The sequence below is a fragment of the Wolbachia endosymbiont of Trichogramma kaykai genome (assembly GCF_045765165.1).
GTDB lineage: Bacteria > Pseudomonadota > Alphaproteobacteria > Rickettsiales > Anaplasmataceae > Wolbachia.
Map to the genome: position 1 here is coordinate 123,826 of NZ_JBJJXK010000003.1, position 26,914 is coordinate 150,739.

Genomic DNA, 26,914 nt, shown 5'->3' on the forward strand with positions numbered 1-26,914 from the left:
TTGACCTTATGACTCGATTCCATTTAAATTGTAGCTTCCCTGAATGAATTTATATTTCTATCATAAATTTAGCAACATTTTAATATACCTAGACAAAAAGAAAAATAAAACACAGAATTGCAATTTTTATGTCTAAGTTACCAATTGTAATTGCCCCTGACGAAAGATTAACCACACGCGCCAGCGAAGTAATGAGTATAACCGATAAAATTAAAGAATTAGTAAACGACATGTTTGAAACTATGTACGATGCAGAAGGTCTTGGTCTTGCTGCAGTACAAGTTGGAGTGCTGAAGAGAATTTTTGTCATGGACGTTAGTCCAGAGAAGGAAGAAGATGAGCTAGCAAGGTATGACTCAGTTGGCAAGTTTTGTATGATTAACCCTGAAATTAAGGAATTATCTGATGAACAAGTCATTATGAGTGAAGGATGTCTTTCAATTCCGGAGCAAAGCCATGAAATCAAGCGTCCAAAATATTTAACTGTAAAATATAAAAACTTAAATAACGAAGAACAAACGCTAAAAGCTAGTGGTTGGCTTGCAAGGTGTATTCAGCATGAATTGGATCACTTAAATGGTATATTATACATTAGACATTTATCTAGGTTAAAGTATGATTTGGCTATGAAAAAAGCACAAAAGGTTAAGAGGCACTATGAGCAATGAAGATCTAGAATTGTTGAAGTTCTATTATGAAGTGGGAGTTGATTGCACACTAACTGAAAGTGAAGAGGAAAAAAAAATGGAAAATGAGAGAGCTGCACAATCTTCTGTCATCGAGCAGAAAAAAGAACAACGAACCATGTTCCCAAGTGACTGGATCATTGAAGCAAGGAAGCTTGCAAGTCAATGTAGTAGTGTAGATGAACTAAGAAGTGCAGTTAAGTCATTTGAGGGTTGTGAAATAAAAAAAACTGCAACTAATACTGTTTTTTCTGATGGTAATCCGAATGAAAAAATCATGCTTATTGGTGAAGCACCAGGAGCAAATGAAGACCTGAAAGGCATACCATTTTGTGGTGCAAGCGGAATGCTGCTCGATAAGATGCTAGGTGCAATTAGTCTGGACCGGACTAAGGTGTATATAAGCAACGCGGTGTTTTGGCGTCCACCAGGTAATAGAAAACCAACTGACCTAGAGCTTGATATGTGCAGACCATTTGTTGAGAAGCACATTGCTCTTATTTTACCGCAAATTCTGATTTTTGTCGGAGGAATTGCATGTTATAGCCTTCTTGATAACACAAAGACTATATCGAACTTGCGTGGCAGATTTCATACTTATACTAACCAATATTTATCTCATTCAATTACTACATCCGCTATATTTCATCCAGCCTATCTACTTCGTCAACCAGCACAAAAACGCTTAGCTTGGGAAGATTTGAAGAAGATTAGGGAATATCTTGATAATACCAATAACTACACGGATGTTTAGCTTACTACTCGTTATCATCTTAGTACCGGCTAATTGAATTAAATATTGAAAAATCTACTAAACAGAGAAAAAGGCAAAAGAAAATCTATCAGCTACTACCTATTTTTTAATTGGCGTTTTTCATTCTGTTAAATCCTTCGATAAGCGCATTTTAGCTTATGTGGGTAAAAGTTTTATAAAGACATAGAGTGCACATAGTGCAAAAAAATTAAACATCAAGTATACTGAGCTTTTTGTCGCTTTATCTGCACAGACTGAAGATAAATAATACATCTTCACCCTTATTTTAAGGAGAATGGCGGAGTCCGTCGAGTAACTCTTGCCGTTGCTATAGCTGCTTGAGTTCCTATAATCACAATGTTGGTGCAATGCACGCATGGAATTTTATTTACTCTATAATATGTTGGTTTATAGTAGTACTAATGCAGAAATAAGTGGAGGAGACATTGGAAAGCAATATAAAAAAATTGAAAGGAAATTTTTTAGAACAAGCAATTAGAGTAAATCATGCTGGCGAATATGGAGCCATTTGTATTTATTCTGGTCAAAAATTTATTCTTAAAAAATCTTCCATAATTGACAAAATAATTGAAATGGAGGAGCAGGAAAAAAAACATTTCCACTATTTTAATGAGAAAATCAAGGAGCAAAGAGTTCGTCCTACTGTTTTGTTGCCAATTTGGGGTGCTTTAGGGGTGTCACTTGGTGTTGTAACTGCTATGATGGGTAAAAAAGCCGCTATGGCTTGCACTGCTGCAGTTGAAGAAGTGATCGGAGAGCACTACAAGGAGCAAGTCTTACATTTAGAAGATGGGGAATTAAGAGAAACCATAAGTAATTTTCGTGATGAGGAGTTAGAACACAGAGATATTGCAATTCAGCACAATGCCGAAAGCGCACTTGGCTACAACGTTTTATCTTTGTTCATAAAAACAAGCTGCAAAGCTGCTATTTATCTCTCTAAATTGATTTAATCAATCACTATTTGACAACCAACCACATTTGCCTTTAGTTCTTGTGCTAATTACTGGCCCATATCCTCTACTCCAATCGAATGCGTATGAATGTTTATGATTAATTTCTTAATTATTATCCTAAAAATACATTAATTTAATTCCCTATTAGAGTTTTCTTGTTGTTGTAAACATGTTTGCATAAGACTAGTAGATGGAACGTTTTTAATATTCTGAGTTAACTCCTCAGGAATATTTTCAAAACTCTTGACCATAACTTCTAAAACACTTTTCCCCTGTATAAGACAATTCCCTCCAAAGCTTGATTTGTTCTCCAACTTGCTAAATCTTATTTAGCTTTTCTCATCAATTTCTACTACCATTTTATTACCATCTTTCCGTAGATAAATACTAGTCTCTCCTATTTTAGTAGTAAAAAATATTTCAATACTACCTTTCAAGATATCTGTGTAATTTCAACTTTTACTATACTTCCCTCAATCTGAAATATGCCAACTTCTAAATCCTTAGCTTTTTCATTATTTAAAGTTCTTGCAGTTTCAACAATACTACCTTGTGGATACTTAGTATAAAAATATTTATTATCTACTTCTACTTCAAGATCATATTTATCAATTTGCTTGTTATTTTCTTTCACAATACCTTCATATTCTAGACCCTCTAGCATTTTTTTCTTACTCTTACATTGTTCGTTAAGATCGTTTAAATAATTAGATCCGTAATATCCGTCTTCAATATCGCTATAAAAAGATAATCCTTTTTCTACCCTACCTTTTAACACTAAATTATGAGTGATCTTTTGTATGATATTTTTTGTAGTTGAATTGTGTGGATTTGCATGAAAGCGATTAATTAATTCTTCCATTTTTTCAAATATAAAATATGTTACAGTCTTATTATCCTTACCGTAATATGAGTTTAATCTTACTCCTTGATTTAAATAATCCTCTATTGTGCGTTCCATGTACTTTAAACGCTTTCTTGCTCATCGTGTTCTGTTATACCTTTTATCATCTCATCACAAAATTTTTTAACTAGAATTTGTTCATCTGCAGTCAATGATATTTGCAATTTCGTAGAAGATGGGTCTCGCTCAAAAAGATAAATTATTGACAATTCCTCTGCTCTTTTAATAAAGTCACAACTCCTTAGATATTCTGCAACATCTTTGTTTTTTGCGTACCTTTTCTTGGTTAAATCCATATGCCTATCTTTACGACTTATAGTCGGTATTTGGATTTGATGAACTACTCTGTTGACTATTGAAGAACCTGTTAGAGAACTGTTCAGGCTCTAAAATAAGATTACTTTCACCTTGTTTACCTACTTTCTTAGAAATATTATATACCATAACCACTAAAACTTCTTAGTGATTACTTCAGTACATAGATAAGTTAATAAAATATCTTTTTCTCTTCAGTGCTAAAAAATTGTCAAAAATCTCAAAATTGGTTAATTGCATATAACCTACTTTCTAGTACACATCAAAGCTACCGTAGCAAGCTTCAAATTTGAAAGGGATTAACAAATAAAATTCTTGTACTTTGCCTCTACTAAAGTACAATCAGGCTTTATTAAATATTTTTCATGCTTGATGAAGTACATGAGGAGTGTGGGGTATTTGGCATAAGTTACAACCAAAGTGCTGCTTTTAACTCTATACTTGCTCTCCACGCTTTGCAGCATAGAGGTCAAGAGTCTTTTGGCGTAGTAACCAGTAACAACGATAAGCTGCACTCTTATCACTTTCAAGGCCAAGTGAGCAGTGTACTCTCTGATATAGATGAAATAAAGAAATCCTTACCTGGGGATTGTGCAATAGGTCATGTTCGATACTCAACAAGTGGTAGTAAATTTGGAGTGCAACCCATGTTTGGCAAAAGTGGCAAATTTGGGGATTTTGCCATAGCACATAATGGTAATTTAATTAATATTTCTCCGATACGCGAACAATTAATTAAACAAGAGTGCGTTTTTCAGTCAGATATTGATACAGAAGTAGTAGTACATCTGACAGCAAGCAGTGAAAAAGATAGCTTTTTAGAGAGTTTTATATATGCATTAAAGCAAATACAAGGTGCTTATTCTTTTGTGGCAATCAATCAAGAAGTAGTTATTGGAGTACGTGATCCATCTGGAATCAGGCCTCTTGTTTTAGGAAAGTTAAACGGTTCTTACGTTCTTGCATCTGAAACTTGTGCTCTTGATATAATAAATGCAGAGTTTATTAGAGAAATAGAACCAGGCGAATTAGTTACCATCAGTGCGGATAGTAAGCTAGCCTCAATGTTTCCTTTCCCACAGCAAAAATCAAGTTTTTGTATTTTTGAATACGTTTACTTCTCGAGACCAGACAGCATAATGGGGAAGAGGTCCATATATGATATAAGAAAAGAAATAGGAAGAATACTTGCAGAAGAGAGCCCACCAAAAAACAATGTAGATATGGTTGTACCAATACCTGATTCTGGAATACCTGCAGCTATTGGATATGCAAAGCATTCAGGATTACCCATGGAACTTGGGATAATTCGTAGTCATTACATAGGAAGAACTTTTATACAACCCACCGCTGAAGTACGTAAAGTTAGAATAAAATTAAAATTCAATGCTAATAAGCACACTTTGAAAGGCAAAAACATAATTTTAATGGATGATAGTATAGTGCGTGGTAGTACTCTCAGAAATATAATAGTTATGCTAAAGGATGCGGAAGTAAAAGAGATTCACCTCAAAATTTCAAGCCCACCAATTAAGCATTCTTGTTTTTATGGAATAGATACGCCAGAGAGCAAAGATTTAATTGCTGCAAATAAACCTGTAGAGGAAATTAAGGAAATTATAGGAGTAAATAGCCTAGCCTTCTTGAGTATTGATGGACTATACAGGGCTGTTAAAGAAGAAAAACGTAACAACGCTACACCGCAATATTGTGATGCTTGCTTCACTGGTGACTACCCACTTGGTAAGTAATCTATTATTAGTGAAGGTGAGGTTTTTTCTATGTTATATTAACAGTTTTAAAAATAGATTTTTTGCATAACCATATAATTTTTGCCTGGGCGTCATTTGAGTAAAAACTACTTTACAAATTTCGTCATTCCCTTTACTATGATACTGACAGTGTTTATGCTTGTTTTTGACCTACAGTCTCAATCACAAAATTCAGTAAAAAAACTCGATATTTACTGGCAAATTACACAAAAATTATAGCGGCTGCATGTCTTTTAAATTTTTTCTACATTCAGCCGAATCGCTCTTAATTTTAAGCGTTAGCACATTATTACAATGCCAATTTAATTATTATAGGATCAAAACTCGTTATACGGGGACTTTTTTGCATTTTTTCTTCGTTTAGTAAATTTCTTAATATTTGTAACTAAAGTAATTTTAGAGAGGCGTTATGTAAGTAGCTGACACACAGCTGTACGAGCATTCATTTTTGAAGATAGCAAAGGTGTCATTCAAGTAGCTGACACCGGGATCCATCTCTTGATACAGGCTCATCAAAAATATTGTGTTTTAACATAAAATTAGCTGCTTCTATGCTCATAAACTTAATATCCAATCAATTTCCTGGATCCCAGTGTCACGCACTGGGATGACAAGGGAGGGACTACTCGAATAACACCTTTATGGTGGCTTAAGTCACAAGTTCGTGCAATGATGGTGCTCCTTAAAGAAGCACCATTTGCTAATGTTTTGAAGCTTTAATGCTTATTATACGCATGTATTTTTTGTTGGATCCCATCTTTTACCATCAGGGCAAGCAGTTGTACCATCTTTACAAATCACACCACCTGGTACTATTTTTGAAACAACTACAGGTGCACCAAAAAACACAGCAATAAATGTACCAAGTGCAAAAAGCGCTGGCCATGGCATTCTGCCAAATATTGCCAGCAAAGCTGCACCTATTATCACTATTGTAATCATAGGTCCGCCTATACCGTGAGTATAGCCTACTATTTTGCATATTGTATTGGTTGTTGCATCATCAGTAACATCAGCAGCAAAAGCATTATCAAATGCAAAGGAAAGAATTAAAGCTACAAGTAGAAGAAAGTTTTTCATTATGCCTCCGTATTTAACGCTGTATTATCTATCATTTTGATTAAATTTAAGTAAACGTTGAGGATTTTTTGCTTAAAAGTATGCTTTATTTCATTTAGAATAGTTTTCTTAGTTTATTTATATATACAAGTGCTACAGAAATTTTATAGTATCGTTTATTGCCTTTATCGTGCTTTAGTTGACACAATTTATAATGATGGAGTGGAGCATGCAGGGTATCTATCATTTTTAATCCTGTTATCAATATTTCCTTTTCTTATTGTTTTAATAGCCATGGCATCAACGTTCGCAAATTTCTTAGATCAATACAATGTCGGCTGGGCATTTATTATTGATAACATGCCACAGGATATTTTATCATCTTTGATGCCACGTATTAGGGAGATAATATCAGGCCCTCCGCAAAGCTTACTAACCTTGGCAATTGTAGGCGCTGTTTGGACTGCCTCATCAACAATTGAAGGATTTAGAACGATATTGAATAAGGCCTATAAAGTTCCGGTTTCATCGCCATATATATGGAGAAGGGTGCTCAGTATATTACAATTTTTAGTAATTACGCTTATTACAACTCTGACTATAACATTTTTTACATTAGTGCCAATGTTAATTGATTTTTCTTACCAAGGGCTAAGTTATACTAGATATTTACTTATTGAGTTTGTGCTTTTTACCATAGTATCTTGGCTATATTTTACATTGCCAAACATAAAGCAAAACTTATCAGACGTATTTCCCGGATCTTGTGTAGCTGTTATTCTTTGGACGATCTCTGCTTCAGCTTTCAAGCAATATTTAAAAGCTTCCTTTGATCAACTGAATTTGATATATGGAAGTTTAGGTGGTGTGGTGATGTCGTTGCTATTTTTTTATGTGCTAAGTTTGATTTTTATATATGGAGCAAAATTTAATTTTCAGCTAAAATATTTCAATCAATCTTACTAAAGAGAAAGAAATGGGTAAGTTAGAAGGTAAAATAGCTTTAATTACCGGGGCTTCAGGTGGAATAGGCTCTTCTGTTGCAAAAAGATTTGTAAAAGAAGGTGCATGTGTGATTCTTATTTCCAGATCTCTTGATAATCTCAAGCCATTGTATAACGAAATTGAAGAGCTTAAAGAAGGCTCTGTAAAACTAATTCAGCTTGATCTTTTAGACTTTGAAAACGTAGAAAAACTGGCAAATATGATAGAAAGCCCAAAATTATCAGAATCTGGAACACTCGATATACTGATTACATGCACTGAAATTTTAGGTAAGTTGAGCTCTGTTCATGATTGTGAGCTTGAAGATCTACAGAACGTAATGAATACAAATTTTACTGCCAGTTGGTACTTGCTAAAAAATTTGGGTCCAATACTAAAAAAGTCTAATGCTGGAAGAGCGATATTCATGACCTCAGAGATAACACTTTCTCCTTCCTCTTATCCATATTGGGTGCCATATGCTGCAAGTAAGACTGCACTGGAAGTAATGGTGAAGATATATGCATCTGAGACAAAGCATACGAACTTATGCATAAATGCCGTGTATTCGGAAGAGCCTATCGATAGTGAAATGTATAAGCAAGCATTTTCGGGAAAAGATATATCTGAATTAGTATCGCCTGAGAAGTTAACAGATAAATTCGTAGAGTTAGCTTCTGATGACTGCAGTATATCAGGACAAATCTTGCCACTTAGCAAATCTACCGAGTAAATTACCGTAGTATCCGCAAAGACACCGTTAAGCCCACAACTGTATGAACGTTGTGATTTGAGTCCACTAGGAAGGATTTCATCCCACTGCCTCTATGGTTTCATCCCAGTCTGGGATGAAACCTCTGGGCACTGCCGTCATAAAGGAACCAGTATCAGCTACTTGAATGACATCATTTGCTGTGCAATTTACCTTGAAAAATGAATGTTTGTACACCTGTGTGTCAAGCACTGGAATCTGCCACGCAAATTGCAATGTTCGTACAGTTATGCGTCAAGCCTAAAAGTAGTTAGCTAATAGGTTTAATAAAAATTCACATACACAGGAAAGATTGGTAACATCATTTGAGACGAGACTATTATTGTAATTATGCCAAAACGCACAGATATAGAATCTATATTAGTAATAGGAGCAGGACCAATAGTTATAGGTCAGGCATGCGAGTTTGATTATTCCGGAACGCAAAGCTGTAAAGTATTAAAAAGTGAAGGTTATAAAGTCATTTTGGTTAACTCCAATCCTGCAACTATAATGACAGATCCTGAATTCTCTGATGCAACTTATATTGAGCCGGTACTGCCTGAAATCATAGAGAAAATTATAATCAAGGAGATGCCAGATGCAATATTGCCAACAATGGGCGGGCAAACAGCACTCAATTGCGTAATAAAACTTGCAGATGATGGAGTGTTAGACAAATACAACGTAGAATTAATAGGGGTAAATAGAGAAGCAATAAGAAAAGCAGAGGATAGAGAGTTATTCCGTAAGTCCATGGACAGAATAGGACTGAAATACCCCAAAAGTATCATTATAAAAAATCAAGAACAAATAAAAGAGGCTTTGTACTACATTGGATTACCAGCAATCATCCGCTCATCATTCACTCTTGGTGGTGCAGGTAGCGGCATAGCATACAATAAAGAGGAGTTTTTCAATATTGCAGAAAGTGCTCTCAAAATTTCGCCAATAAATGAAGTCCAGATAGATGAATCAATTATCGGCTGGAAAGAATATGAAATGGAAGTTATCCGTGATTGTAAAGATAACTGCATAATAGTTTGTTCAATAGAAAATATTGATCCAATGGGAGTGCACACCGGAGATAGTATTACGGTTGCTCCTGCTTTGACTCTGCGTGACGTAGAATACCAACAGATGAGAAATGCATCTATAGCAGTGCTAAGAGAAATTGATGTTAGTGCCGGTGGTGCAAATGTTCAGTTTGCAGTGAATCCTAAAGAAGATGGAAGCCTCGTTGTGATTGAAATGAATCCAAGGGTTTCTCGCTCTTCTGCACTTGCTTCAAAAGCAACAGGTTATCCTATTGCGAAAGTTGTAACTAAACTTGCTATCGGCTATTCACTCGATGAGATACGTAATGATTGCGCTCCAGTTATACCTGCTGCATTTGAACCAGTGATTGATTATGTCGTCACTAAAATTCCTCGTTTTGAATTTGAGAAGTTTAAGGGGACGAATTGTGAACTATCAACTTCCATGAAATCGGTGGGGGAAGTGATGTCTATAGGCCGCACTTTTAATGAGTCACTGCAGAAAGCTTTTCGTTCACTTGAAACTGGTCTTACAGGACTTGATGAAGTATTGCCTGAGAACATTGATATTGATCACGTAAAATCTCAATTAGCAAAATTGCTACCAAACAGGTTACTGATTGCTGCTGACGCAATGCGTCACGGAATTAGCATAGAAGAAATAAATTCGATTACAGGATATGACTTGTGGTCTTTGCAGAATATACAGCTAATTATATTAGCTGAACAAAAAATCAAGGAAAACGGTCTTCCTGAGACTGCATATGAAATGTTAGAGCTGAAAAAAATGGGGTTTTCAGATGCAAGATTGGCAAAATTAAGCAATAAGAAAGTAGAACAGATTGAAGCAATGAGAAAAAAATTTGGTGTTAATCCAGTTTATAAACGTGTAGATACTTGTGCAGCTGAATTTGAATCGAGCACTGCTTATATGTATGGCTGCTATGAGGGTGATGTTGAAAATAAAACGGAATGTGAGGCGAATATTTCGGACCGAAAAAAAGTTGTCATTTTAGGAAGTGGTCCAAATCGCATTGGTCAAGGTATTGAGTTTGATTATGCATGCGTACACGCAGCTTCTGCCGCCAAAGAAATGGGGTATGAAACAATAATGATTAACTGTAATCCGGAAACCGTTTCAACTGATTATGATACCGCTGATCGTTTATATTTTGCCCCACTGATTGCAGAGGATGTGCTTGAAATACTAAGCAAAGAGCAAGAAAATGGCACACTGGTTGGTGTAATGGTTCAAATAGGTGGTCAAACACCTTTAAAGTTAGCCAAAGTGCTTAACGAGAGAGGTTTCAAAATTCTGGGAACTTCGTTTGATTCTATTGACCTTGCAGAAGATCGCATGAGATTTAAAAATCTTGCTTTGCAACTTAATTTAAAACAACCCGAAAATTCTATCTGTCATTCAGTAAAGGAAGCGTTAATCAACGCAGAAAAGGTGGGGTTTCCACTAGTAGTTAGGCCATCATATGTCCTCGGCGGTCAGTCTATGTCGATTAGACACGATACTCAGAGCTTTAAAGAGTATGTCTTGAATCAAACCAAAATTTTTGAACACGGGTCACTGCTTCTTGATAAATTTTTAGTCAATGCAGTTGAGGTTGACGTTGATGCTGTATGTGATGGGAAAAAAGTTTTCATTGCAGCAGTCATGGAGCACATTGAAGAAGCTGGTATCCACTCTGGCGATTCAACATGCTCAATACCGACAAATACATTGAGTGACAAAGTAATAAAAGAGATCGATCTCCAAACTGAAAGAATAGCTCTTGCACTAGAAGTGAAAGGTCTGATAAACATTCAGTTTGCTGTTCAAGAGAGTGATGTATACATACTTGAAGTGAATTTAAGGGCTAGCCGTACAGTTCCTTTTATTTCCAAGGTAATCAATATTCCTATTGCAAAGCTTGCCACTCAGGTTATTTTGGGTAAAAAATTGAATCAGGAAAATAAGCCTTTCAATCATTTTGCAGTTAAAGCTGCTGTTTTTCCATTTACGCGTTTTTCGGGAATTGACACTTTACTTGGTCCTGAAATGAAGTCAACAGGAGAAGTGATGGGGATTGACTTATCTTTCGGAGCTGCACTTGCAAAAGTGCACATGGCTGCAGGATACAAGTTACCAACAGAAGGAACAGCTCTGGTTTCAGTAAAAGATGATGATAAAGAGTATATATTGCCTGTTGTACGAATGTTGAAAGAACTGAGTTTTGAAGTATATGCTACCAAAGGCACAGCTTTGCATCTGAACAATAACGGCATTGCTGTAAAAGCTGTAAATAAAGTGAGAGAAGGCAGACCCCACATAGTTGATATGCTCAAAGATGGAAAAATAAATCTAGTAATCAATACTTCAAAAGGTGTGAAATCAGTCTCAGATAGCAAAGATATCAGGAGAACTGCTATTTTGCAAAATATAGCTTATAGCACTACAGCTTCTGGGAGTAAAGCGTTAGCACTTGCCATTCAATATGTAAAGAATAGCAAATTGGAAGTGAAATCATTACAGCAGATACAAAATGTTTAAATATCAAGACTATAATAAATTATTACTTATTTCAAAATGAGGATCGTGTAAGCTAAGGCGAGAGAAATTTAATTAAAGGACTTTTTGTGTCAGTATCAATATATAACTGTCTTGAGCGTTTGTTGAAAGGCTTTGTACTAATTTTCTTGATTCAAACAATATGCTAGACTTTAACTTAAAAATCTTTGTAAGTGATCACGACTGAAAGTTGTTTTCATGTATTTTTACCTGAGTGCAATAAGTGTAATTCATGGAGTTTACAAAATTGATAATGAAGAAAAGCATTACTCGTCTAATAAAAGCAATTCAATACTCCTGTGAAGGAATAAAATCAGCTTTTATATCAGAAATTGCGTTCAGACAGGAGTTACTACTTTTTATGGTATGTGTTTCAACTTTGTTTGTTTTAGATGTAAATAATTTAGAACGTGTAGTAATGGTAAGTAGCCTATTTTGGTGTTAATTGTAGAAATTATTAACACTGCTTTTGAAACAACAATTGAGCGTATTTCAAGTGATCAACATATACTTTCAAAAAAAAGTGAAAGATCTAGGTAGTGCAGCAGTTTTTCTCTCATTAATTAACTTCTTGATAACATGGATGATAATATTGATATGAATGTTGTTAAGATATATTTTCAAATTCACCGATTAAGACTTGTATGTCTTGTGGTAAATCAGAAACAAATTCTATATATTCTTTACTTTTTGGATGATATAAGCCTAGCGTGTGAGCATGTAGTGCCTGTCTATTGAAATTACGGATAAAGTCAGAGTTTTTAGCATGTTTTTCACTTTTACTACTATTTTTTCCGTAAACTTGATCACCAACTACAGAATGTCCTATGTGGCTCATGTGTACTCGAATTTGGTGTGTTCTGCCTGTATCTAAAGTACATTTAACCAGGCTTGCTTGCCCTATAATTTTCTTCACTGAATAATGAGTGATTGCTAATTTACCTGCTGTTTTTGTGACACACATCATTTCTTTATTACTGCGTTTTGGAGTAATATGGGTTTTTACTGTTCCTTGCAGATTAGGTAATGCTCCCCAAATTACTGCTAAGTATTCCCGTTTTATTTTACGATTTGATAGCAGTTCAGACAAGAAGCTGTGGGATTGTTCATTTTTTGCAATTACCATGAGTCCACTAGTATCTCTATCAAGCCTGTGAACAATTCCTGGTCTTGTATTTATATATGGAATTTTGCCAAGGTGAGCGATCACTGCATTCAGGAGTGTATCATTGTTTGTTCCAGCACCTGGGTGTACTGTTAATCTACTTTGTTTACTCAGAACTATAATGTCCCCATCTTCGTAGATGATATCAAGCTTTATATTATAGTTAGGTTCAATTGATGTGGATATGTCAGGTTGAACGCGATGTACTATATACTCCTCACCTGGTTTTACTATGTGGTCATTATTAATTATTGGCGTGCCAAGTAATGTTACCCGCTCATCTTGTATCAATCTTTGTGCTTTACTGCGTGATATGTTATACCTTTTAGCTATGTAAGTATCTAGCCTTAATTTTTTTTTCGTCACTATTAACATTTAAGATTATATCTATGGTCACTACCCTGAGCAAGCTACTTTGAATGCTGCATGAACATCTGGATTCACAAATTCAACTTTTGTACTAGGTTGAATTTGAGGGCCGTCTTGTTTTTTAATATGGCAAATTGTTTGAGAGCCATCTTTCCAGTAAATTATTATTTTATTATCAAAATCCCGTAGCGTTAACTCCCTCTTTTCTTCTTTTTTATCTTTTTCTTCTAGCTTAATAGACTCTAATAAACAATATAGAAAGCCACTTGCTTTACCGTTAACTTTTTTTCTCCATTCATCCATTTTTTCTTGTTCAGATAATTCTTTTTCCAATTTTGCATTTTCCTGCTCCAGCTCTTTCATCCTTTTTTTTGATTTTAATAATCTATGTTGTTCTATTGCTTTTTTTTCTCTTCATCTCGCTGTTTTTCAAGAGAAGTAGCAGTAATACTGCCTTCACTGCTATTAGGTTCGGTTGATTGAGTTTGTTTATTCTTTAATTCTTCTAGTTCATCTTTTACTTTTTTTAGCTCGTGCTCTAATTTCTTCCTTATCTTTTCCGCCTCTTCTTTTTGCTTTTCCAACATATCTATAAACAAATGATCATCACTAACTGTGCTTTCCCTAGATTTAAAAAAGCCAATCAATCTGCTTAGTTCAAATCGCTCAACCTTATCTTCAGCGATTTTGATAGCATTATCTAAACTAGAAAAATACTTTCAATGTTTAGTGAACTTGCTCTTTTACCAGCCCTTTAGCTTCATTTAAAATGGGCGAGATTTCCTTGTGCAACTCATCCAAATCTTCTTTGATGTCTTCTCTGACTCTTCGTAGATGAACAAGTGTTTCTTTAATTTCATCATTTGCAGGCTTTATAAGCTTATTATCGAGTAGACCTTTAACTTCATCTAACTGCTTATCAAGTGAGTCAACAATTTTATCTGTAAAATCAGTCAAGTGCTTATCAAGTAATTTTATCAATCGCGATGTAGAATCATTTTCTTCCTCATCTTTTGTCTTTTTTTTTCCATTACTGATACAACCCACCTCTTCTGAATGGAAAGAGAATATCCAAATTGTTAAACTTTTTAACAATATTATGATTATTGTTTATCTCATTGTTTTTTAGCTTGCTGAATGTTGTACATATCACAACAACAGCAATGATACTAGCCAGTGTAACTATGGCCCATTCCAAATCCTGAACATTGGCAAAGCTAAATCTATTTTGTATTAACGCACTAACCATGATTGCAGTACTAACTACATATGGTATGGCAAGAAAAATGCCCTCATTCTTATTCTCTTGTCTTTGATCATCTAATATTTTTTTTGATTTTTAGAGATTGGCAAAATTATGATCTACTTTAACATTGAAGCGATTTGTTGTATCTAAAGGCATAAATCTCCTTATATCCTAATTAAGCAATTATATATAAATGATACTTTAAAAACAAGTTTTTGGCTTATGCCAAGGATGATTAGAACGCACTTTACTAACCTTTATACCACTATCTGTTAGCCAAACAGAGTGTGTGCCATATGCCTCTAAGTCAGCATATTTGATGATTTTAGTGTTGCAAGCTGGATAGTTAAACTTGCTTAATTGAATTACTAGATCGACATTGTTACAATTTTCTAAAATATCTTCTCTTTTGTGAGCTGGCAACACTGACTTACTATTTCTTTTATTACATATGCAGTCATAATCATTACATTTTAGCCTTTTGTTTGAATTACTGAATTTAGTATGATTCACAATTTGATTCTGCCCGTTTTGCTTTGCCCACGTTTTGACAACAAAATTTCTGTTTTTTTCTAGTAAGAGAATATAGTAAATTGTCATCTTCTTTTACAACAAGATTATCAGCACTGACTAGAATATCAGGAGTTGTATACATAGCCCTAGAGAAAATACCTAGCACAATAATAGCCCAAGCGTTATTATAATAATTAATGAGGCAGGAAAAGTGCGAATAGGAATAACCAAATACTGAAGACTGGCAATTGCGTTTGTTATATATAAAACGCTGTCAATTGGGCTTTCCATGAGAAGCGTTATAATCCACTGAGTACCTAAAGGAATCAATAAAACATAGATTATTCCAAGTGGAATAATAATGAGTGTAACTATTGGTATAGCAATCAAATTTGTGATAATGCCACTGATTAAAAAATAGTTAAAATTGTATATTGTGTACGGAACAGTTGCTGAACTTGCTATTATTGAGCTGATCATTATCGACACAAAATATTTTATTATTTTTATTTTCAATAACTTATTAGCATTGATCTGATAGCTGGCAACTAGTGCCAAAAAGCAGAAAATGACATTTGAAAACCTGGCTTTAAGATTGTTTCTGGCTCCACTATGAGTATCACCGAAGCAGCAAACGCAATTGCTATTAATCCTCGATATTTCCTTTCTATGATTATTGCAACAAGTACCAAGATCACCATGATGTAGGCACGCTGAGCAGAAATTTGCATACCGGTAATCAACAAAGAAAAGGTAGTTGGCAAGATAGTAAAGAATGAAGATATTTTTTTTAGTGTTATATTTAAGAGTCAAAGTTTCAGATATTGCAGATAAATTACGGAATACTATAAAAAAACAGACCAGCAACAAACGATAAATGTAAACCAGATATAGCGAATAAATGTGCTATACCTGAATCTCGCATCGCATTCATAGTTTTTTGATCTATCCCGTCTTTTTTGCCAATTAATAATGCAGAGATTATGTCCGCGTGTGGCTTTTTGGTATTTTGCTGTAGGTTTTCATAGATATGTTGACGGAAAGATTCTATATACTCTTGAAATTTTCTTTCTTCAGCTTTTTGTACAGGACTATTTTGCTTGTTGCAAAGCCTGTTGCACTTATTTTCTGATAATATGCTATTCTTGCAAAATCATATGCATATTCCGAAGGCGCAATTTTTGGAGGAAAGAGTTTTGCTGATAATTTCACTTGATCCCCTATTTTAATGCCTTCTTCCGCTTTGCTTCTAACTGATATTCTGATGTTATCCAGCTTGAACTTCGTGTTTTTTATTTCATAAAGCAAAAATTGCTCATACGAGCCCTTGTTATTAATATCCTTCACTGTAGCAACAATATCTTTCACATACCTTTCCTTATCAAGAATGTGAGTATTAAATGAATCTGTTCTGAATTTGCTGGCTTTAAATCCCATGAGCACTGCAATTAAAGAAATGCATAATATTGCGTGTTTCCTGTATAATATTGCAATCAGAATTAGTATGAGTGAAAGCAAGAGAAAAATAGATATAGTGAAAGCACAGCTTGGTTCAAAATTTAATGAGAAATAGGTTAAAATTCCTGCACACTGAAAAACAGGGAACCACAATATCAAGTTATATTTTTCATTGCACAGATTATTATGTATATAATTTACTATCATGTTAAGAAAGGTTAATAGATATATAAATATATGTAATAGTGTGATTTTATTCTTTTATTTATTATTATTACGCATATAATAATAGATAAGCAACGACGCGGGATGGAGCAGCTCGGTAGCTCGTCAGGCTCATAACCTGAAGGTCGTAGGTTCAAATCCTACTCCCGCAACCGTCTTTCAATTGTACAAACATTGTGGTTTCTCTTTATAATAGCAATGATGTTTCTAACTCGAAGCTTGTTTTTGACCTGTGGGCTCAATCGTAGCATTCAGTAAAAAAACTCAGGGTATTTATTGACAAAATTATAGCGGCTGCATGCCTTTTTTCTTTTTTCTTATTACATCAATAATTTCACTATACACTTTATTGTTGTCTTTATCTGCAATTACAGTAATAACATTACATCTATTAGGTTCTTTTACGGCTATTTCTTGAAATCCTTTTCGAATTTTGTGATAGAAATCAATGCTCATTTCTTCATACTTATTTTTATCCTTTGCTCTGCTGAGTCCAATTTGAACATCAATATCTAAAATAAATGTGATATCTGGATATTTAATTTCCACTAATTTGTGTAAGTCTCTTATTAGACTCAAGTCAACACCTAGTCCATACCCTTGATACGCAATAGTTGAATCGATAAATCGATCACAAATAACTGTCTTTCCCTCTTTGAGAGCTGGCAATATTAATTTTTTCATATGTTTGTGCCTCATCGAGATAAGCAGCAAGAGTTCAGAAATAGGATCAATATTATCCTTAAGTAGTAATCCTCTTATTTTTTCTGCAAAATCAGTACCACCTGGTTCTCTAGTAAATACGACATTATTTTCACCGTGAATTTGCTTGAAATAATTTGCAAGTAACTCAGACTGTGTTGTTTTACCAGAACCATCTATTCCTTCGAAGGTTATGAACATAAATTTTATAGTTACAATGCTAAATGCAAACAGTGTACATAGAAAACATTTGACATTTAAGCAATAAGATCATAGATTACGGTATAGAATTCTCTATGAGCTATGGTTACGCTAGACACTCCTAAGACAGAGTTAGACTTTGATGCAAAGAATTTTAATCTCCTGGGAGTGGATAACAAATATTATACATTAAGTGACTGCTATGGGGAAAATGGTCTCATTATAATGTTTATATGCAATCACTGTCCTTACGTTCAATCAATTATTAGCAATCTAGTAAGCGATGTTAATTTGTTGAAAAAAGATTATCAGGTAAACGCCGTTGCAATCATGCCAAATGATGTAAATGAGTACCCAGAAGACTCCTTTGAAAACATGATTAATTTTGCGAGGGAAAATAAGTTTACATTTCCATATTTGATTGACAATAACCAAGAAGTAGCTAAAGAGTATGGTGCTGTTTGTACCCCTGATTTTTTTGGCTTTAATTCCAAACTAGCCCTCTGCTATCGCGGGCGTTTTAACAACACAAAAAAAGAGAAAGTTCAAAATTACGAAGTAGGAAGTAGTGATCTATTTCAAGCCATGAAATTTATTGCAGAAACTAGCAATCCTCCAGTTGACCAAAAATCAAGCATTGGTTGTTCAATAAAATGGTCTAATTCTACAGGTTAAATATTATGCACAGCGGCTCTCAGCATTTGTTTGATATTATAATTTTACTCTCTGCTGCTGTGTTTATAGTCATAGCGTTTTGGAAAATGAATATTAGCCCAGTACTTGGTTACTTTGTTGCAGGTGCATTGATTGGTTCTCATGGATTTAATCTGATACATTCAGTTGAAGTAATGGATAACTTTGCAGAGTTTGGCGTAGTTTTCCTATTGTTCATTATAGGTCTTGAATTGACATTTGAACGCCTTATCGCTATGCGTAGGCATGTGTTTGGGTTTGGTTCCCTTCAAGTTATAGTTACCATGATAGCAATATGGTGTATTGCTCTTGCCTTTGGAGTAAATACAAACATGGCAGCAGTTATCGGTGGTGGACTTGCACTATCCTCAACAGCAATAGTGTTGCAGGTTCTGCAAGAAAAGGGTTCTCAAGCAAGCCAAGTTGGTAGATTGTCAATAGCAGTGCTACTAATGCAGGACTTTGCAGTGGTACCTCTAATAGTACTAGTGCCCCTGCTTACTGGCAATTCTGAACACAGCTTAATAAGCTCGTTGGCAGGCTCATTAGTGCAAGCAGCTATTGCATTGGTGTTGATATTTGTAACTGGTAGGTTGTTACTGAGGCCATTGTTTTCGGTTATTGCCAAAATGGAGAGTAATGAAATCTTTATATCAACAACACTTCTGATAATATTAGGATCAGCATTTATTACTGAACAATTTCATTTATCAATGGCATTAGGCGCATTTGTTGCTGGGTTACTAGTTGCAGAAACAGAACACAGGAATTCGGTAGAACATGCAGTATTGCCATTTAAAGACTTATTTCTTGGTTTATTCTTTATGACTGTTGGCATGTCTATTGATATTGACCTTTTATTCAATAAGTTACCAATCGTTACTTTATTATCAGTTATCCTTATCGTTTTAAAGACGTCCATTATATATACATTGTGTAGATTTTTTGGATTTAGAAGTGCACCTGCAATACAAGCTGGATTACTGCTTGCACAAGGCGGTGAATTTGCATTTATTTTATTCCGTTTAGCAAATGAATTAGATGTACTATCAAGTGAAATCGCTCAAGTGCTTATGATGGTAACTACAGTAACTATGGCTTTTACTCCTCTTTTATCGGGAATTGGAGACTGGATAGCAAATTCATTTAGCACTGAAAGAATAATACTAGACGATGAAGCAATCGAAACAGACACACAAGATCTTTATAACCACGTAATAGTTGCCGGTTTTGGTAGAGTGGGATATATGGTAACGAAAATGCTTACTGCGGAGCATTTAAGTTATGTTGTTGTTGATATTCAATCAAAAATAGTGAAAGAAGGAAAAAATGACAGTTTCCCTATATATCTTGGAGATGCTACAAGATATGAAATTTTAAAATCAGTAGGAATAGAAAGAGCTCAAGCTCTTGTGGTTTCAATAAAGAACGAAGTCACTATAAAGAAAATAGTTTCTCTAGTTGCAACAAACTTCCCGCATGTAAATATTATAATACGTTTACCAGATTTGAATAATGTGGAGGTTTATAAAGATCTAGGGGCTAGTAAAGTTATTCCCGAAACGTCTGAAATTGGATTGCAGCTGGGTGGAGCAGCATTAAGTTTAAGTGGTATTAGCGAGAGCGGAGTTACATCTTTAAAAGGTAAATTTAGAAAAGGCAACTACAGTATGTTAAAAGACCTTGGTAGTGATAAAGATGAATAATCCTCTATCACTTTAATTAGTGACCAGAAAAACGCATTTATTGAGCAACTATACTCTCTAGAAAGGTGAAATTGACCTTATTGTAACTATGAACAAAATAATAATAAAAAAATTTGGTGGTACTTCGCTAACTGACTTAAATCGAGTTGCAAATCTAATAAAAAACGATATTGAAAAAGGTTATAATGTAATTGCTGTTGTATCCGCTGCTGCAGGATTCACTGACCAAATGGCTTTTCAAGCCAGGCAAATTTCAAATTTAAATTGTAGACAAGAGTTATCAGAGTATGATGTCCTGCTTTCAGCAGGAGAGCAAGTCTCTTGCGGGTTATTAGCTATCACTCTTCTGTCTATTGGAGTTAATGCCAAATCATGGCTCGCCTGGCAGTTACCAATTCTAACGGATAATTTTTATTCTGAGTCTAAAATAAAAAAGATAAAAATTGACCATGTAAAAAGATCTTTTTCTGAGGGTTATACTACTGCAATCATTGCTGGTTTTCAGGGTATATACGATGATAGAATCACTACTTTTGGTAGAGGAGGATCTGACATCTCAGCAATTGCCTTTGCTGTAGTTTTTGGTATTAGGACTTGTGAAATTTTTACTGATATTGACGGAATATACACAGCAGACCCAAAAATTGTTCCAAGGGCACGCAAGCTTAAATCTATCTCTTACAATGAAATATTGGAGATGTCGTCATCTGGTGCTAAAATATTGCATAATCGTTCAGTACAACTTGCAATGAAGCATAATATTAAGGTGCAAGTGTTATCCACTTTTGAGAAAGGAGAAGGCACTACAGTACTACACGAAAAAGATGTACTGGAAAGATACTTAATTACTGGAATAACTTATAGCACTCACGAAGCTCTTGTAACTTTTACTAACTTTGCAAATACTCTGGATACTTTAAGAGATATAGCAGGAGCAAACGTTAAAGTTGACATGATACATGGGTCGAGCGTTTTGATTTCTAAATTTGATGTTGATTTAATGATAAAGTTATTGAACAAAAATGAAAATTATGTCGTAAACAATAATATAGCTAAAATTTCAATAATTGGTATTGGTGTTATGTCTAACACTGAAGTGATGTACCGCACACTCAAGGTTTTAAGCGAAAAAAAGATAGAAATACTTGCTATCACAATGTCCGAAATCAAGATCAGTATAGTTGTTCAAAAAAAACACGCTAAGGCTTTAATTAGAGATTTACATACCGAATATGAGCTTGATGTATGACAGCACGCTTGAAATTTATTTACTTGATAATTCAAAAAACTTGAAAGAGCAAAGATAGTTATTGAAATTATCTTGATTTACATCGGTTATCCAAGTTTGACATTGAATGCTTAACACCTCCTCAATTAACACCTTTCTGTAATCTTTATCCAGATGAGACATTATATCGTCAAGCAGGAGAAGAGGTGCTTTATTGTAATGAATACACCTTGCTTTTACACTAGATAAGATGATAGAAAGCAGTAATAGCTTTTGCTCTCCAGTAGAACAAAGATTTATTGGCATGTCCCCTTTTTGGCAAAAAACCCGAAAATTATCATTATGTACAGAAAAGGTTACTCTACCAGTTAATGAGTCTTTTTCTCTATTTTCCTTTAGACGATTCTGAAAATATTCTGCAGTATCGTTCAAAGTTAGCTGACTGCTAAATTTCAAACTTGCCTTTGGAAAAGACTCACAAGAATGGTTATCAATTGTGCTCTGTAGTATTTTTAAAACAGACAAACGCATACGTAAAATATCAACTGCATTGGTAGCCATGACATTTTCAAGGCTAGAGAGCCAATTTTCGTCTAAAATATTCTCTCTAAGCAGTTTACTTCGCTCATGTTTAGCTTTCCTGTATTTCATATAGCAATAAGTGTAATTTTCTTCAAACAGTGAGACGATACGATCTAAAAATTTTAATCTGTCACTCGGAGAATTAAGAAGAATATAGTCCATTTGTGGAATGAGCCATATTACATTGGATATTCTATACAGAGATGAATAACTTGATTGTGTTTTTCCATCAATTTGTATTAGTTTATTATTAAGATTCTTTCCTATACCAATTGAGTTAAAGTATGTTCCATTAAAAAAGTCATAATGCACTGCCCAATCTTCATTACTGAGTCTATTTTGCATCTCACTAATTTTTACTTTTTTCATGCCATTACTTTTAGCAAGCAATGAGATTGCTTCAAGTATATTAGTTTTACCAATACCATTTTGACCAGTTATTACAACCGATCTATTGTCTAAATCCAGTTCGAAATTTGAATGACTACGGAAATTATGTAATTTCAATTTTTTTATATAGCAATGGGTAGCCATTCTTTAATTTATATTCTGCTTACTTCCTCTAAAACCTCATCAACATGTCCACTCACTTTTACATTTTTCCAAATCTTCACTACTTTACCTTTTTTATCTATTAAAAAAGTAGTACGCTCTACTCCCATATACTTTTTGCCAAACATACTTTTCTCTACCCAAACACCATACTTTTCCAACATTTCAGCATTTTCATCAGAAACTAAAGAAAATGGCAGAGAATATTTTGCTTTGAAGTTAGCGTGGCACTTAACGCTATCTTTTGATACACCAATTATCACTGTGTCAAGAGAAGAAAAATTTTCTATATTGTCTCTAAAGCCTTTTGCCTCCATTGTGCAGCCCGGAGTATCGTCTTTAGGATAAAAATAAAGAACTACATTTTTTTTATCAAAAAATTCACTCAGTGATAAAATCTCACCAGAGTCTATTGGCAAGCTAAAATCAGGTGCATTATTTCCTATTGTTAATTCCATACTTTTCTCCATTATTAACACTTTTATGTTACAATATTATATTGTAGTAGGAAGGGAGGATAAATGAAAGTAGCTTTTCAGATGGATGAAAGTATAAATTTTGAAGCTGATACTACATTTTCATTAATAAAAGAAGCGCAAAGAAGGAGGTACGAAATTTTTGTTTATGTACCTAATAATTTAGCACTCAAGTTAAATCAGCCAATTGCCCTTGCTCAGAAAGTCAGTGTTGATGATTATAGCTTCATTTCAAAAGAGGATGTAGTAATCAACCTAAATGAAATTGATATCATATTTATCAGACAGAATCCACCATTTGATATGCGGTACATTACAACAACCTATATCTTAGAAAAGACTAATGCGTTAGTAATAAATAATCCAACAGAAATAAGAAACTGCCCTGAAAAATTAATTACTTTACTGTTTCCAGAGCTAATTCCTCCAACTTTGATCACTGAAAATATATCGATGATTAGAAATTTTTGTCACGACTATCAAGATATCATCTTGAAACCACTATATAGTTATGGAGGAAATGACGTAATAAGAATACAAGACCAAAATAGCATTCAAGTAGTAGTCGATCTCATGATTGCAAAATATGAATGTCCTGTAATTGCACAAGCGTTTTGTAAAAAGATAAATACAGATAAAAGAATACTGCTACTGGATGGAAAGCCAATAGGAGTAATGAAGCGAGTTCCAAAGTCTAGAGGAGAAATCAGAACAAATTTGAGACTCGGAGCAAGTTTTGAGCCTGTCCAAATGAATGATAGAGACAACGAAATATGTAATAAAATTGGTCCTGAGCTAAAGAAAAGAGGGTTAATATTCGTTGGCATTGATATTATAGATGACTTCCTTCTTGAAATTAACACAACTTCGCCTACGGGAGTAGTTTATATCAATAAGTTATATAGTAAATCACTAGAAAAAGAACTATGGGATGCATTTGAAGAAAAAGCAATTCGTCAACTAAGTTCTTGAGCTATTGCCTTAATAAATTCAGCAACTCCATTCCTTATTCTTGTTTTCTTAGCATTATTAGTCATGTCAAGCAATTTTTGACAATTTTGCAATAAATCAACTAGCAACTCTCCTAGATTCTTTTTCGCGTTACTATTTTGCTCAACCATTACAGCTGCTCCCGAATCTTCAATATGTTTTGCATTATAAAATTGATGGTTATCTTTTGAGTGAGGATAAGGAATATATACAGCAGGACGCTCAGCAAGAGTAATCTCTGCTATTGAAGTTGCCCCCGCTCTGCTAATTACCAAATGAGCATTGGCCAGTTTATTTTCCATATCATCGAGAAACTCACTTAACTCACAATCAATTCCTTCACTTTTGTATAGACTCTTGACCTTGTTTATATTTTTCTTCGTACATTGCTGCGTTACTCTAATCCTCTCTTTTACTTCAACAGTTAGATCACAAATTACGCTGCTCACTACATCATCAAAAAAATTTGCACCCTGACTGCCTGCTACTATTAACACGTTTAAAACTGTTTCAGCTCTAGAATAGCCTTGTGCTTCTATATCGACAAAATTTCCTGTAAAAACGCATTTACTACCTTCTGCATACTTAGTCTCTGGAAAGCTAGTTGCAATTAATTTTGCACTCTTGAAAAACAATCTATTTACTCTCCCTAAAACTATATTTTGTTCATGTAAAATTATAGGTATAGAAAAAATCTTTGCTGCAAAAAGAGTTGGAAAAGAAGCGTAGCTACCAAAACCAATGATTAGCTTTGGTTTTAGTTTTCTTGTTTGATACAGTGCTAATACGCAACTATACATTAATAAAAAGAGAAACTTCAATTTGTTGCCACTTGGCTTGCACAATGGTAAAATATAACTTTCTGCATTGATGGTTTTTTGATCAGTGAATAATATACAATTGTGCCCTTGTACCTTTAGTGCTTTTGCTAAGGTTATAGCTGGAAAAACATGCCCACCTGTACCGCCTGTTGCTAGAATAATATCCATCTGTAAATAGCAATTTGATAATAGATTATTAATCATTTTTTAATAACCTGCATGTTAAATTTTATCAAGCTTTATGATAGTTGAGTTTAAAATGCCTGAAAGTAGCAACAGTAAAAACGTGAAAAACAAGCCTCAAGAGCAAAGAGAAGGCGAAAGCCGAGGTTTTATAGGATTGTTGAAAAGCATAACAAAAGCTCTTTTTAACTCAGTTGCTGATCTACCTCAGCAAGAACAACTCAATAAAAATATTGATAGACGACAAGGTTTAGACAGTAAAAGAACAAGCCCAGAGGATCTTAATAAGGAAAAAAAACTTGAAGTGAAAGAAGCAGCTGAAGGGTTAAAAGAAAAGTTAGAAAAATCCGATATTGGTAATCAATCTATTAGAATTCAATCGCCTAATCAGGATAATTGTAGCTCTAAAACAATGAATCATTAGCTTAACTATTTAACGATTCATCATCTGCAGCAAGTACTGATTCGTGTATCATTTCCGAAATAGTTGGATGAGGAAAAATAGTAGATTTTATGTCGCAGTCTGTTCCCTCTAGTTGCTTTGCAAGAGCGAAATTGCTAATTAACTCTGTTACTTCCGCTCCTATCATGTGAGCTCCAAGAAGTTCGCCTGTTTTTTTGTCTATAATTGTTTTCACTAAACCTTCAGTTTCACTTAGTGCAATAGATTTACCATTAAAGTTGGAGTGAAACTTTCCTACTTTTATATCGCATCCACTTTTTATTGCCTGTTCCTCAGTAAGGCCAACGCTTGCTACTTGCGGATGAGAGTAAGTGCAATTTGGTATGCACTCTTTTTTTAACTTATGAGCATTTTTACCAGCAATTTTCTCAACACAGATTACAGCTTCATGACTTGCTTTATGCGCTAAACATGGGGGACCAGCTACATCACCTATTGCATACACACTTGATTCACTTGTTTCATACCACTCATTCGTTTCAATGAAACCAGAAGGACTCAACTTAATTTTTGTATTTTCTAAACCTATATTTTCAGTGTTTGCTTGAACGCCAACTGCAACAATTACTCTATCGAATTCTTTATTATCACCACTACTTAGCTGCACTTGAACAGAGTCTTTATTTTTAGTGAGAGTTTTTACACTATTGCTCGTATATATTTTTATTCCTTGTTTTGTAAATATCTCTTGTACTAAATTTGAAATGTCTTTATCTTCCAGCGGCAAAATAGTGTCTTTTACTTCTATAATTGTTACATCAACCCCCAAAGTACTATAAAAACTTGCAAATTCTATTCCTATCGCACCAGAACCTATGATTAGTAGCGATTTTGGTAACTTCTTTGGAGTCATAGCGTGCTGCGCATTCCATATTAAATCTCCATCCACCTCTATTCCAGGTAGATTTCGCGCTCTAACACCTGTTGCTAGAATGATATGATTGGAAGAAATTTCCTCCTCCTTTTTGTCATTAAGAATTTTTACAGTACGATTACCTGCAAGTTTACCAAAGCCTTGATGAACTTTGATGTTATTTTTTTTCATCAAATATGCAACACCGCTTGACAATTTATCAACAACGTTTCTTGAGTATTTCACTATTGATTGTATATCAAAACTTACATCCTTTACTTTTACGCCAAATTCTTCTGATCTTGTTATTAACCTATAAATTTCAGATGCTCTAAGTAGCGATTTTGTTGGTATACACCCCCAATTTAAGCATATACCACCCAAATTTTCTTCCTTTTCAATAATTGCAGTTTTCAATCCAAACTGTGCCGCTCTAATTGCTGCTATATAACCACCAGGACCGCTGCCTATAACTGTAATATCATACTCATTCATCAGCTTTCTTCGTATTCAAAAAGATTATATATAACAGATGGAACCCGTATGATCAATGCTCAGGTGCATAGAAGCGGCTTGACAAACCTTCCCACGTTTCTTCTTATACTAATAAGAGTATTTATCCTTATTTTTAATCTCCGCGGGTTTAACAACAAAACTCAGATATTTATTGGTAGATTACATAAAAATTA

At 34.3% G+C, this 26,914-nt stretch carries 26 protein-coding genes, 1 tRNA gene and 2 pseudogenes; 15 read left to right on the forward strand and 14 right to left on the reverse strand.

Translation table 11 applies throughout. The features are described 5' to 3' along the window. Positions 1-128: 128 nt before the first annotated feature. From def to wTKK_RS02610, 3 genes are all read left to right on the forward strand, one after another. Positions 129-668 (forward strand): peptide deformylase, encoded by a 540-nt coding sequence (gene def, locus wTKK_RS02600; RefSeq protein ID WP_407511898.1) that lies wholly within the window; start codon positions 129-131, stop codon positions 666-668. Then, positions 658-1,440 carry a uracil-DNA glycosylase gene (locus wTKK_RS02605; RefSeq protein WP_407511899.1) on the forward strand — a complete coding sequence of 261 codons (783 nt, stop codon included), beginning with the start codon at positions 658-660 and terminating at the stop codon, positions 1,438-1,440. The genes def and wTKK_RS02605 overlap by 11 nt, the downstream gene beginning before the upstream one ends. A gap of 446 nt (positions 1,441-1,886) precedes the next feature. After that, positions 1,887-2,414, forward strand: coding sequence for a demethoxyubiquinone hydroxylase family protein (locus wTKK_RS02610; RefSeq protein WP_407511901.1), 528 nt, complete (start codon positions 1,887-1,889; stop codon positions 2,412-2,414). 436 nt (positions 2,415-2,850) lie between these two features. On the opposite strand, the gene wTKK_RS02615 is transcribed toward wTKK_RS02610, so the two are convergent. Next, positions 2,851-3,378, reverse strand: coding sequence for a hypothetical protein (locus wTKK_RS02615; RefSeq protein ID WP_407511903.1), 528 nt, complete (start codon positions 3,376-3,378; stop codon positions 2,851-2,853). A gap of 5 nt (positions 3,379-3,383) precedes the next feature. Then, entirely contained in the window at positions 3,384-3,617 is a 234-nt protein-coding gene (locus wTKK_RS02620) for a hypothetical protein (RefSeq protein ID WP_407511904.1), read from the reverse strand. 384 nt (positions 3,618-4,001) lie between these two features. Here wTKK_RS02620 and purF point away from each other — a divergent pair, with 384 nt between their 5' ends. After that, positions 4,002-5,387: an amidophosphoribosyltransferase gene (gene purF / locus wTKK_RS02625; RefSeq protein WP_407511906.1), complete on the forward strand. Its 1,386-nt coding sequence runs from the start codon at positions 4,002-4,004 to the stop codon at positions 5,385-5,387. 747 nt (positions 5,388-6,134) lie between these two features. Here the strand turns inward: purF and wTKK_RS02630 are convergent. Further along, positions 6,135-6,488: a TrbC/VirB2 family protein gene (locus tag wTKK_RS02630; protein ID WP_407511907.1), complete on the reverse strand. Its 354-nt coding sequence runs from the start codon at positions 6,486-6,488 to the stop codon at positions 6,135-6,137. A gap of 129 nt (positions 6,489-6,617) precedes the next feature. Here wTKK_RS02630 and wTKK_RS02635 point away from each other — a divergent pair, with 129 nt between their 5' ends. Further along, the gene (locus wTKK_RS02635) at positions 6,618-7,433 is read left to right on the forward strand and encodes a YihY/virulence factor BrkB family protein (RefSeq protein WP_407511908.1); all 816 of its coding nucleotides are present in this window, start codon (positions 6,618-6,620) and stop codon (positions 7,431-7,433) included. Positions 7,434-7,443: 10 nt separating this feature from the next. Further along, positions 7,444-8,184 (forward strand): SDR family NAD(P)-dependent oxidoreductase, encoded by a 741-nt coding sequence (locus wTKK_RS02640; protein ID WP_407511909.1) that lies wholly within the window; start codon positions 7,444-7,446, stop codon positions 8,182-8,184. A gap of 78 nt (positions 8,185-8,262) precedes the next feature. Here wTKK_RS02640 and wTKK_RS02645 read toward each other — a convergent pair whose 3' ends face one another. Beyond that, complete coding sequence (locus tag wTKK_RS02645) at positions 8,263-8,415, reverse strand: hypothetical protein (RefSeq protein WP_407511910.1); 153 nt, start codon at positions 8,413-8,415, stop codon at positions 8,263-8,265. A 138-nt stretch (positions 8,416-8,553) separates the two neighbouring features. Here wTKK_RS02645 and carB point away from each other — a divergent pair, with 138 nt between their 5' ends. The 3 genes and pseudogenes from carB (at position 8,554) to wTKK_RS02660 (ending at position 12,400) form a co-directional block, all read left to right on the forward strand. After that, positions 8,554-11,781, forward strand: a complete 3,228-nt coding sequence (gene carB / locus wTKK_RS02650; RefSeq protein ID WP_407511911.1) for a carbamoyl-phosphate synthase large subunit — start codon at positions 8,554-8,556, stop codon at positions 11,779-11,781. 271 nt (positions 11,782-12,052) lie between these two features. Beyond that, positions 12,053-12,339: pseudogene (locus wTKK_RS02655) on the forward strand (diacylglycerol kinase). Beyond that, positions 12,323-12,400, forward strand: coding sequence for a diacylglycerol kinase (locus tag wTKK_RS02660; protein WP_407512218.1), 78 nt, complete (start codon positions 12,323-12,325; stop codon positions 12,398-12,400). The pseudogene wTKK_RS02655 and the gene wTKK_RS02660 overlap by 17 nt, the downstream one beginning before the upstream one ends. 6 nt (positions 12,401-12,406) lie before the next feature. Here the strand turns inward: wTKK_RS02660 and wTKK_RS02665 are convergent, their stop codons facing one another. From wTKK_RS02665 to wTKK_RS02685, 5 genes and pseudogenes are all read right to left on the reverse strand, one after another. Further along, complete coding sequence (locus tag wTKK_RS02665; RefSeq protein WP_407511912.1) at positions 12,407-13,339, reverse strand: RluA family pseudouridine synthase; 933 nt, start codon at positions 13,337-13,339, stop codon at positions 12,407-12,409. A gap of 21 nt (positions 13,340-13,360) precedes the next feature. Next, entirely contained in the window at positions 13,361-13,666 is a 306-nt protein-coding gene (locus tag wTKK_RS02670; protein ID WP_407511913.1) for a hypothetical protein, read from the reverse strand. A 62-nt stretch (positions 13,667-13,728) separates the two neighbouring features. After that, positions 13,729-13,980 (reverse strand): hypothetical protein, encoded by a 252-nt coding sequence (locus tag wTKK_RS02675; RefSeq protein WP_407511914.1) that lies wholly within the window; start codon positions 13,978-13,980, stop codon positions 13,729-13,731. A gap of 79 nt (positions 13,981-14,059) precedes the next feature. Next, a complete protein-coding gene (locus wTKK_RS02680; protein ID WP_407511915.1) occupies positions 14,060-14,380 on the reverse strand; it encodes a hypothetical protein in 321 nt (106 codons plus the stop codon). Positions 14,381-14,780: 400 nt separating this feature from the next. Next, positions 14,781-16,757: pseudogene (locus tag wTKK_RS02685) on the reverse strand (ComEC/Rec2 family competence protein). A gap of 96 nt (positions 16,758-16,853) precedes the next feature. Here wTKK_RS02685 and wTKK_RS02690 point away from each other — a divergent pair. Next, positions 16,854-16,927, forward strand: a tRNA-Met gene (locus wTKK_RS02690). A gap of 133 nt (positions 16,928-17,060) precedes the next feature. On the opposite strand, the gene tmk is transcribed toward wTKK_RS02690, so the two are convergent. Then, complete coding sequence (gene tmk / locus wTKK_RS02695; protein WP_407511916.1) at positions 17,061-17,678, reverse strand: dTMP kinase; 618 nt, start codon at positions 17,676-17,678, stop codon at positions 17,061-17,063. A gap of 102 nt (positions 17,679-17,780) precedes the next feature. Here tmk and wTKK_RS02700 point away from each other — a divergent pair, with 102 nt between their 5' ends. The 3 genes from wTKK_RS02700 (at position 17,781) to wTKK_RS02710 (ending at position 21,326) form a co-directional block, all read left to right on the forward strand. Beyond that, positions 17,781-18,353 (forward strand): thioredoxin family protein, encoded by a 573-nt coding sequence (locus wTKK_RS02700; protein WP_407511918.1) that lies wholly within the window; start codon positions 17,781-17,783, stop codon positions 18,351-18,353. A 5-nt stretch (positions 18,354-18,358) separates the two neighbouring features. Beyond that, positions 18,359-20,077 carry a monovalent cation:proton antiporter-2 (CPA2) family protein gene (locus wTKK_RS02705; protein ID WP_407511919.1) on the forward strand — a complete coding sequence of 573 codons (1,719 nt, stop codon included), beginning with the start codon at positions 18,359-18,361 and terminating at the stop codon, positions 20,075-20,077. Positions 20,078-20,165: 88 nt separating this feature from the next. Next, positions 20,166-21,326, forward strand: coding sequence for an aspartate kinase (locus wTKK_RS02710; protein WP_407511920.1), 1,161 nt, complete (start codon positions 20,166-20,168; stop codon positions 21,324-21,326). A gap of 15 nt (positions 21,327-21,341) precedes the next feature. Here wTKK_RS02710 and recF read toward each other — a convergent pair whose 3' ends face one another. Together recF and bcp are read right to left on the reverse strand one after the other, a co-directional pair. Next, complete coding sequence (gene recF / locus wTKK_RS02715; RefSeq protein ID WP_407511922.1) at positions 21,342-22,421, reverse strand: DNA replication/repair protein RecF; 1,080 nt, start codon at positions 22,419-22,421, stop codon at positions 21,342-21,344. Between the two features lie 8 nt (positions 22,422-22,429). Then, positions 22,430-22,897: a thioredoxin-dependent thiol peroxidase gene (gene bcp, locus wTKK_RS02720; protein WP_407511923.1), complete on the reverse strand. Its 468-nt coding sequence runs from the start codon at positions 22,895-22,897 to the stop codon at positions 22,430-22,432. A 63-nt stretch (positions 22,898-22,960) separates the two neighbouring features. Between bcp and gshB the strand changes: the two genes are divergently transcribed. Continuing rightward, positions 22,961-23,887, forward strand: a complete 927-nt coding sequence (gene gshB, locus wTKK_RS02725; RefSeq protein WP_407511924.1) for a glutathione synthase — start codon at positions 22,961-22,963, stop codon at positions 23,885-23,887. On the opposite strand, the gene wTKK_RS02730 is transcribed toward gshB, so the two are convergent. Then, a complete protein-coding gene (locus wTKK_RS02730) occupies positions 23,872-24,894 on the reverse strand; it encodes a UDP-N-acetylglucosamine--N-acetylmuramyl-(pentapeptide) pyrophosphoryl-undecaprenol N-acetylglucosamine transferase (RefSeq protein ID WP_407511925.1) in 1,023 nt (340 codons plus the stop codon). The genes gshB and wTKK_RS02730 overlap by 16 nt on opposite strands. A gap of 73 nt (positions 24,895-24,967) precedes the next feature. On the opposite strand from wTKK_RS02730, the gene wTKK_RS02735 reads away from it, so the two are divergent. Beyond that, positions 24,968-25,333 (forward strand): hypothetical protein, encoded by a 366-nt coding sequence (locus wTKK_RS02735; RefSeq protein ID WP_407511926.1) that lies wholly within the window; start codon positions 24,968-24,970, stop codon positions 25,331-25,333. Position 25,334: 1 nt separating this feature from the next. Here the strand turns inward: wTKK_RS02735 and lpdA are convergent, their stop codons facing one another. Continuing rightward, positions 25,335-26,720 carry a dihydrolipoyl dehydrogenase gene (gene lpdA, locus wTKK_RS02740; protein ID WP_407511928.1) on the reverse strand — a complete coding sequence of 462 codons (1,386 nt, stop codon included), beginning with the start codon at positions 26,718-26,720 and terminating at the stop codon, positions 25,335-25,337. Positions 26,721-26,914: the final 194 nt, after the last annotated feature.

Excerpts from the sequence above, each read along its gene's own strand:
- lpdA (WP_407511928.1), bottom strand. The coding sequence starts at position 26,720 with ATGAATGAGTATGATATTACAGTTATAGGCAGCGGTCCTGGTGGTTAT.
- bcp (WP_407511923.1), bottom strand. The coding sequence starts at position 22,897 with ATGGAATTAACAATAGGAAATAATGCACCTGATTTTAGCTTGCCAATA.
- wTKK_RS02710 (WP_407511920.1), top strand. The coding sequence starts at position 20,166 with ATGAACAAAATAATAATAAAAAAATTTGGTGGTACTTCGCTAACTGAC.
- purF (WP_407511906.1), top strand. The coding sequence starts at position 4,002 with ATGCTTGATGAAGTACATGAGGAGTGTGGGGTATTTGGCATAAGTTAC.
- gshB (WP_407511924.1), top strand. The coding sequence starts at position 22,961 with ATGAAAGTAGCTTTTCAGATGGATGAAAGTATAAATTTTGAAGCTGAT.
- wTKK_RS02615 (WP_407511903.1), bottom strand. The coding sequence starts at position 3,378 with ATGGAACGCACAATAGAGGATTATTTAAATCAAGGAGTAAGATTAAAC.
- wTKK_RS02705 (WP_407511919.1), top strand. The coding sequence starts at position 18,359 with ATGCACAGCGGCTCTCAGCATTTGTTTGATATTATAATTTTACTCTCT.
- wTKK_RS02735 (WP_407511926.1), top strand. The coding sequence starts at position 24,968 with ATGATAGTTGAGTTTAAAATGCCTGAAAGTAGCAACAGTAAAAACGTG.
- wTKK_RS02640 (WP_407511909.1), top strand. The coding sequence starts at position 7,444 with ATGGGTAAGTTAGAAGGTAAAATAGCTTTAATTACCGGGGCTTCAGGT.
- wTKK_RS02605 (WP_407511899.1), top strand. The coding sequence starts at position 658 with ATGAGCAATGAAGATCTAGAATTGTTGAAGTTCTATTATGAAGTGGGA.
- wTKK_RS02665 (WP_407511912.1), bottom strand. The coding sequence starts at position 13,339 with ATGTTAATAGTGACGAAAAAAAAATTAAGGCTAGATACTTACATAGCT.
- recF (WP_407511922.1), bottom strand. The coding sequence starts at position 22,421 with ATGGCTACCCATTGCTATATAAAAAAATTGAAATTACATAATTTCCGT.
- wTKK_RS02700 (WP_407511918.1), top strand. The coding sequence starts at position 17,781 with ATGGTTACGCTAGACACTCCTAAGACAGAGTTAGACTTTGATGCAAAG.
- wTKK_RS02620 (WP_407511904.1), bottom strand. The coding sequence starts at position 3,617 with ATGGATTTAACCAAGAAAAGGTACGCAAAAAACAAAGATGTTGCAGAA.
- def (WP_407511898.1), top strand. The coding sequence starts at position 129 with ATGTCTAAGTTACCAATTGTAATTGCCCCTGACGAAAGATTAACCACA.
- tmk (WP_407511916.1), bottom strand. The coding sequence starts at position 17,678 with ATGTTCATAACCTTCGAAGGAATAGATGGTTCTGGTAAAACAACACAG.
- carB (WP_407511911.1), top strand. The coding sequence starts at position 8,554 with ATGCCAAAACGCACAGATATAGAATCTATATTAGTAATAGGAGCAGGA.
- wTKK_RS02630 (WP_407511907.1), bottom strand. The coding sequence starts at position 6,488 with ATGAAAAACTTTCTTCTACTTGTAGCTTTAATTCTTTCCTTTGCATTT.
- wTKK_RS02730 (WP_407511925.1), bottom strand. The coding sequence starts at position 24,894 with ATGGATATTATTCTAGCAACAGGCGGTACAGGTGGGCATGTTTTTCCA.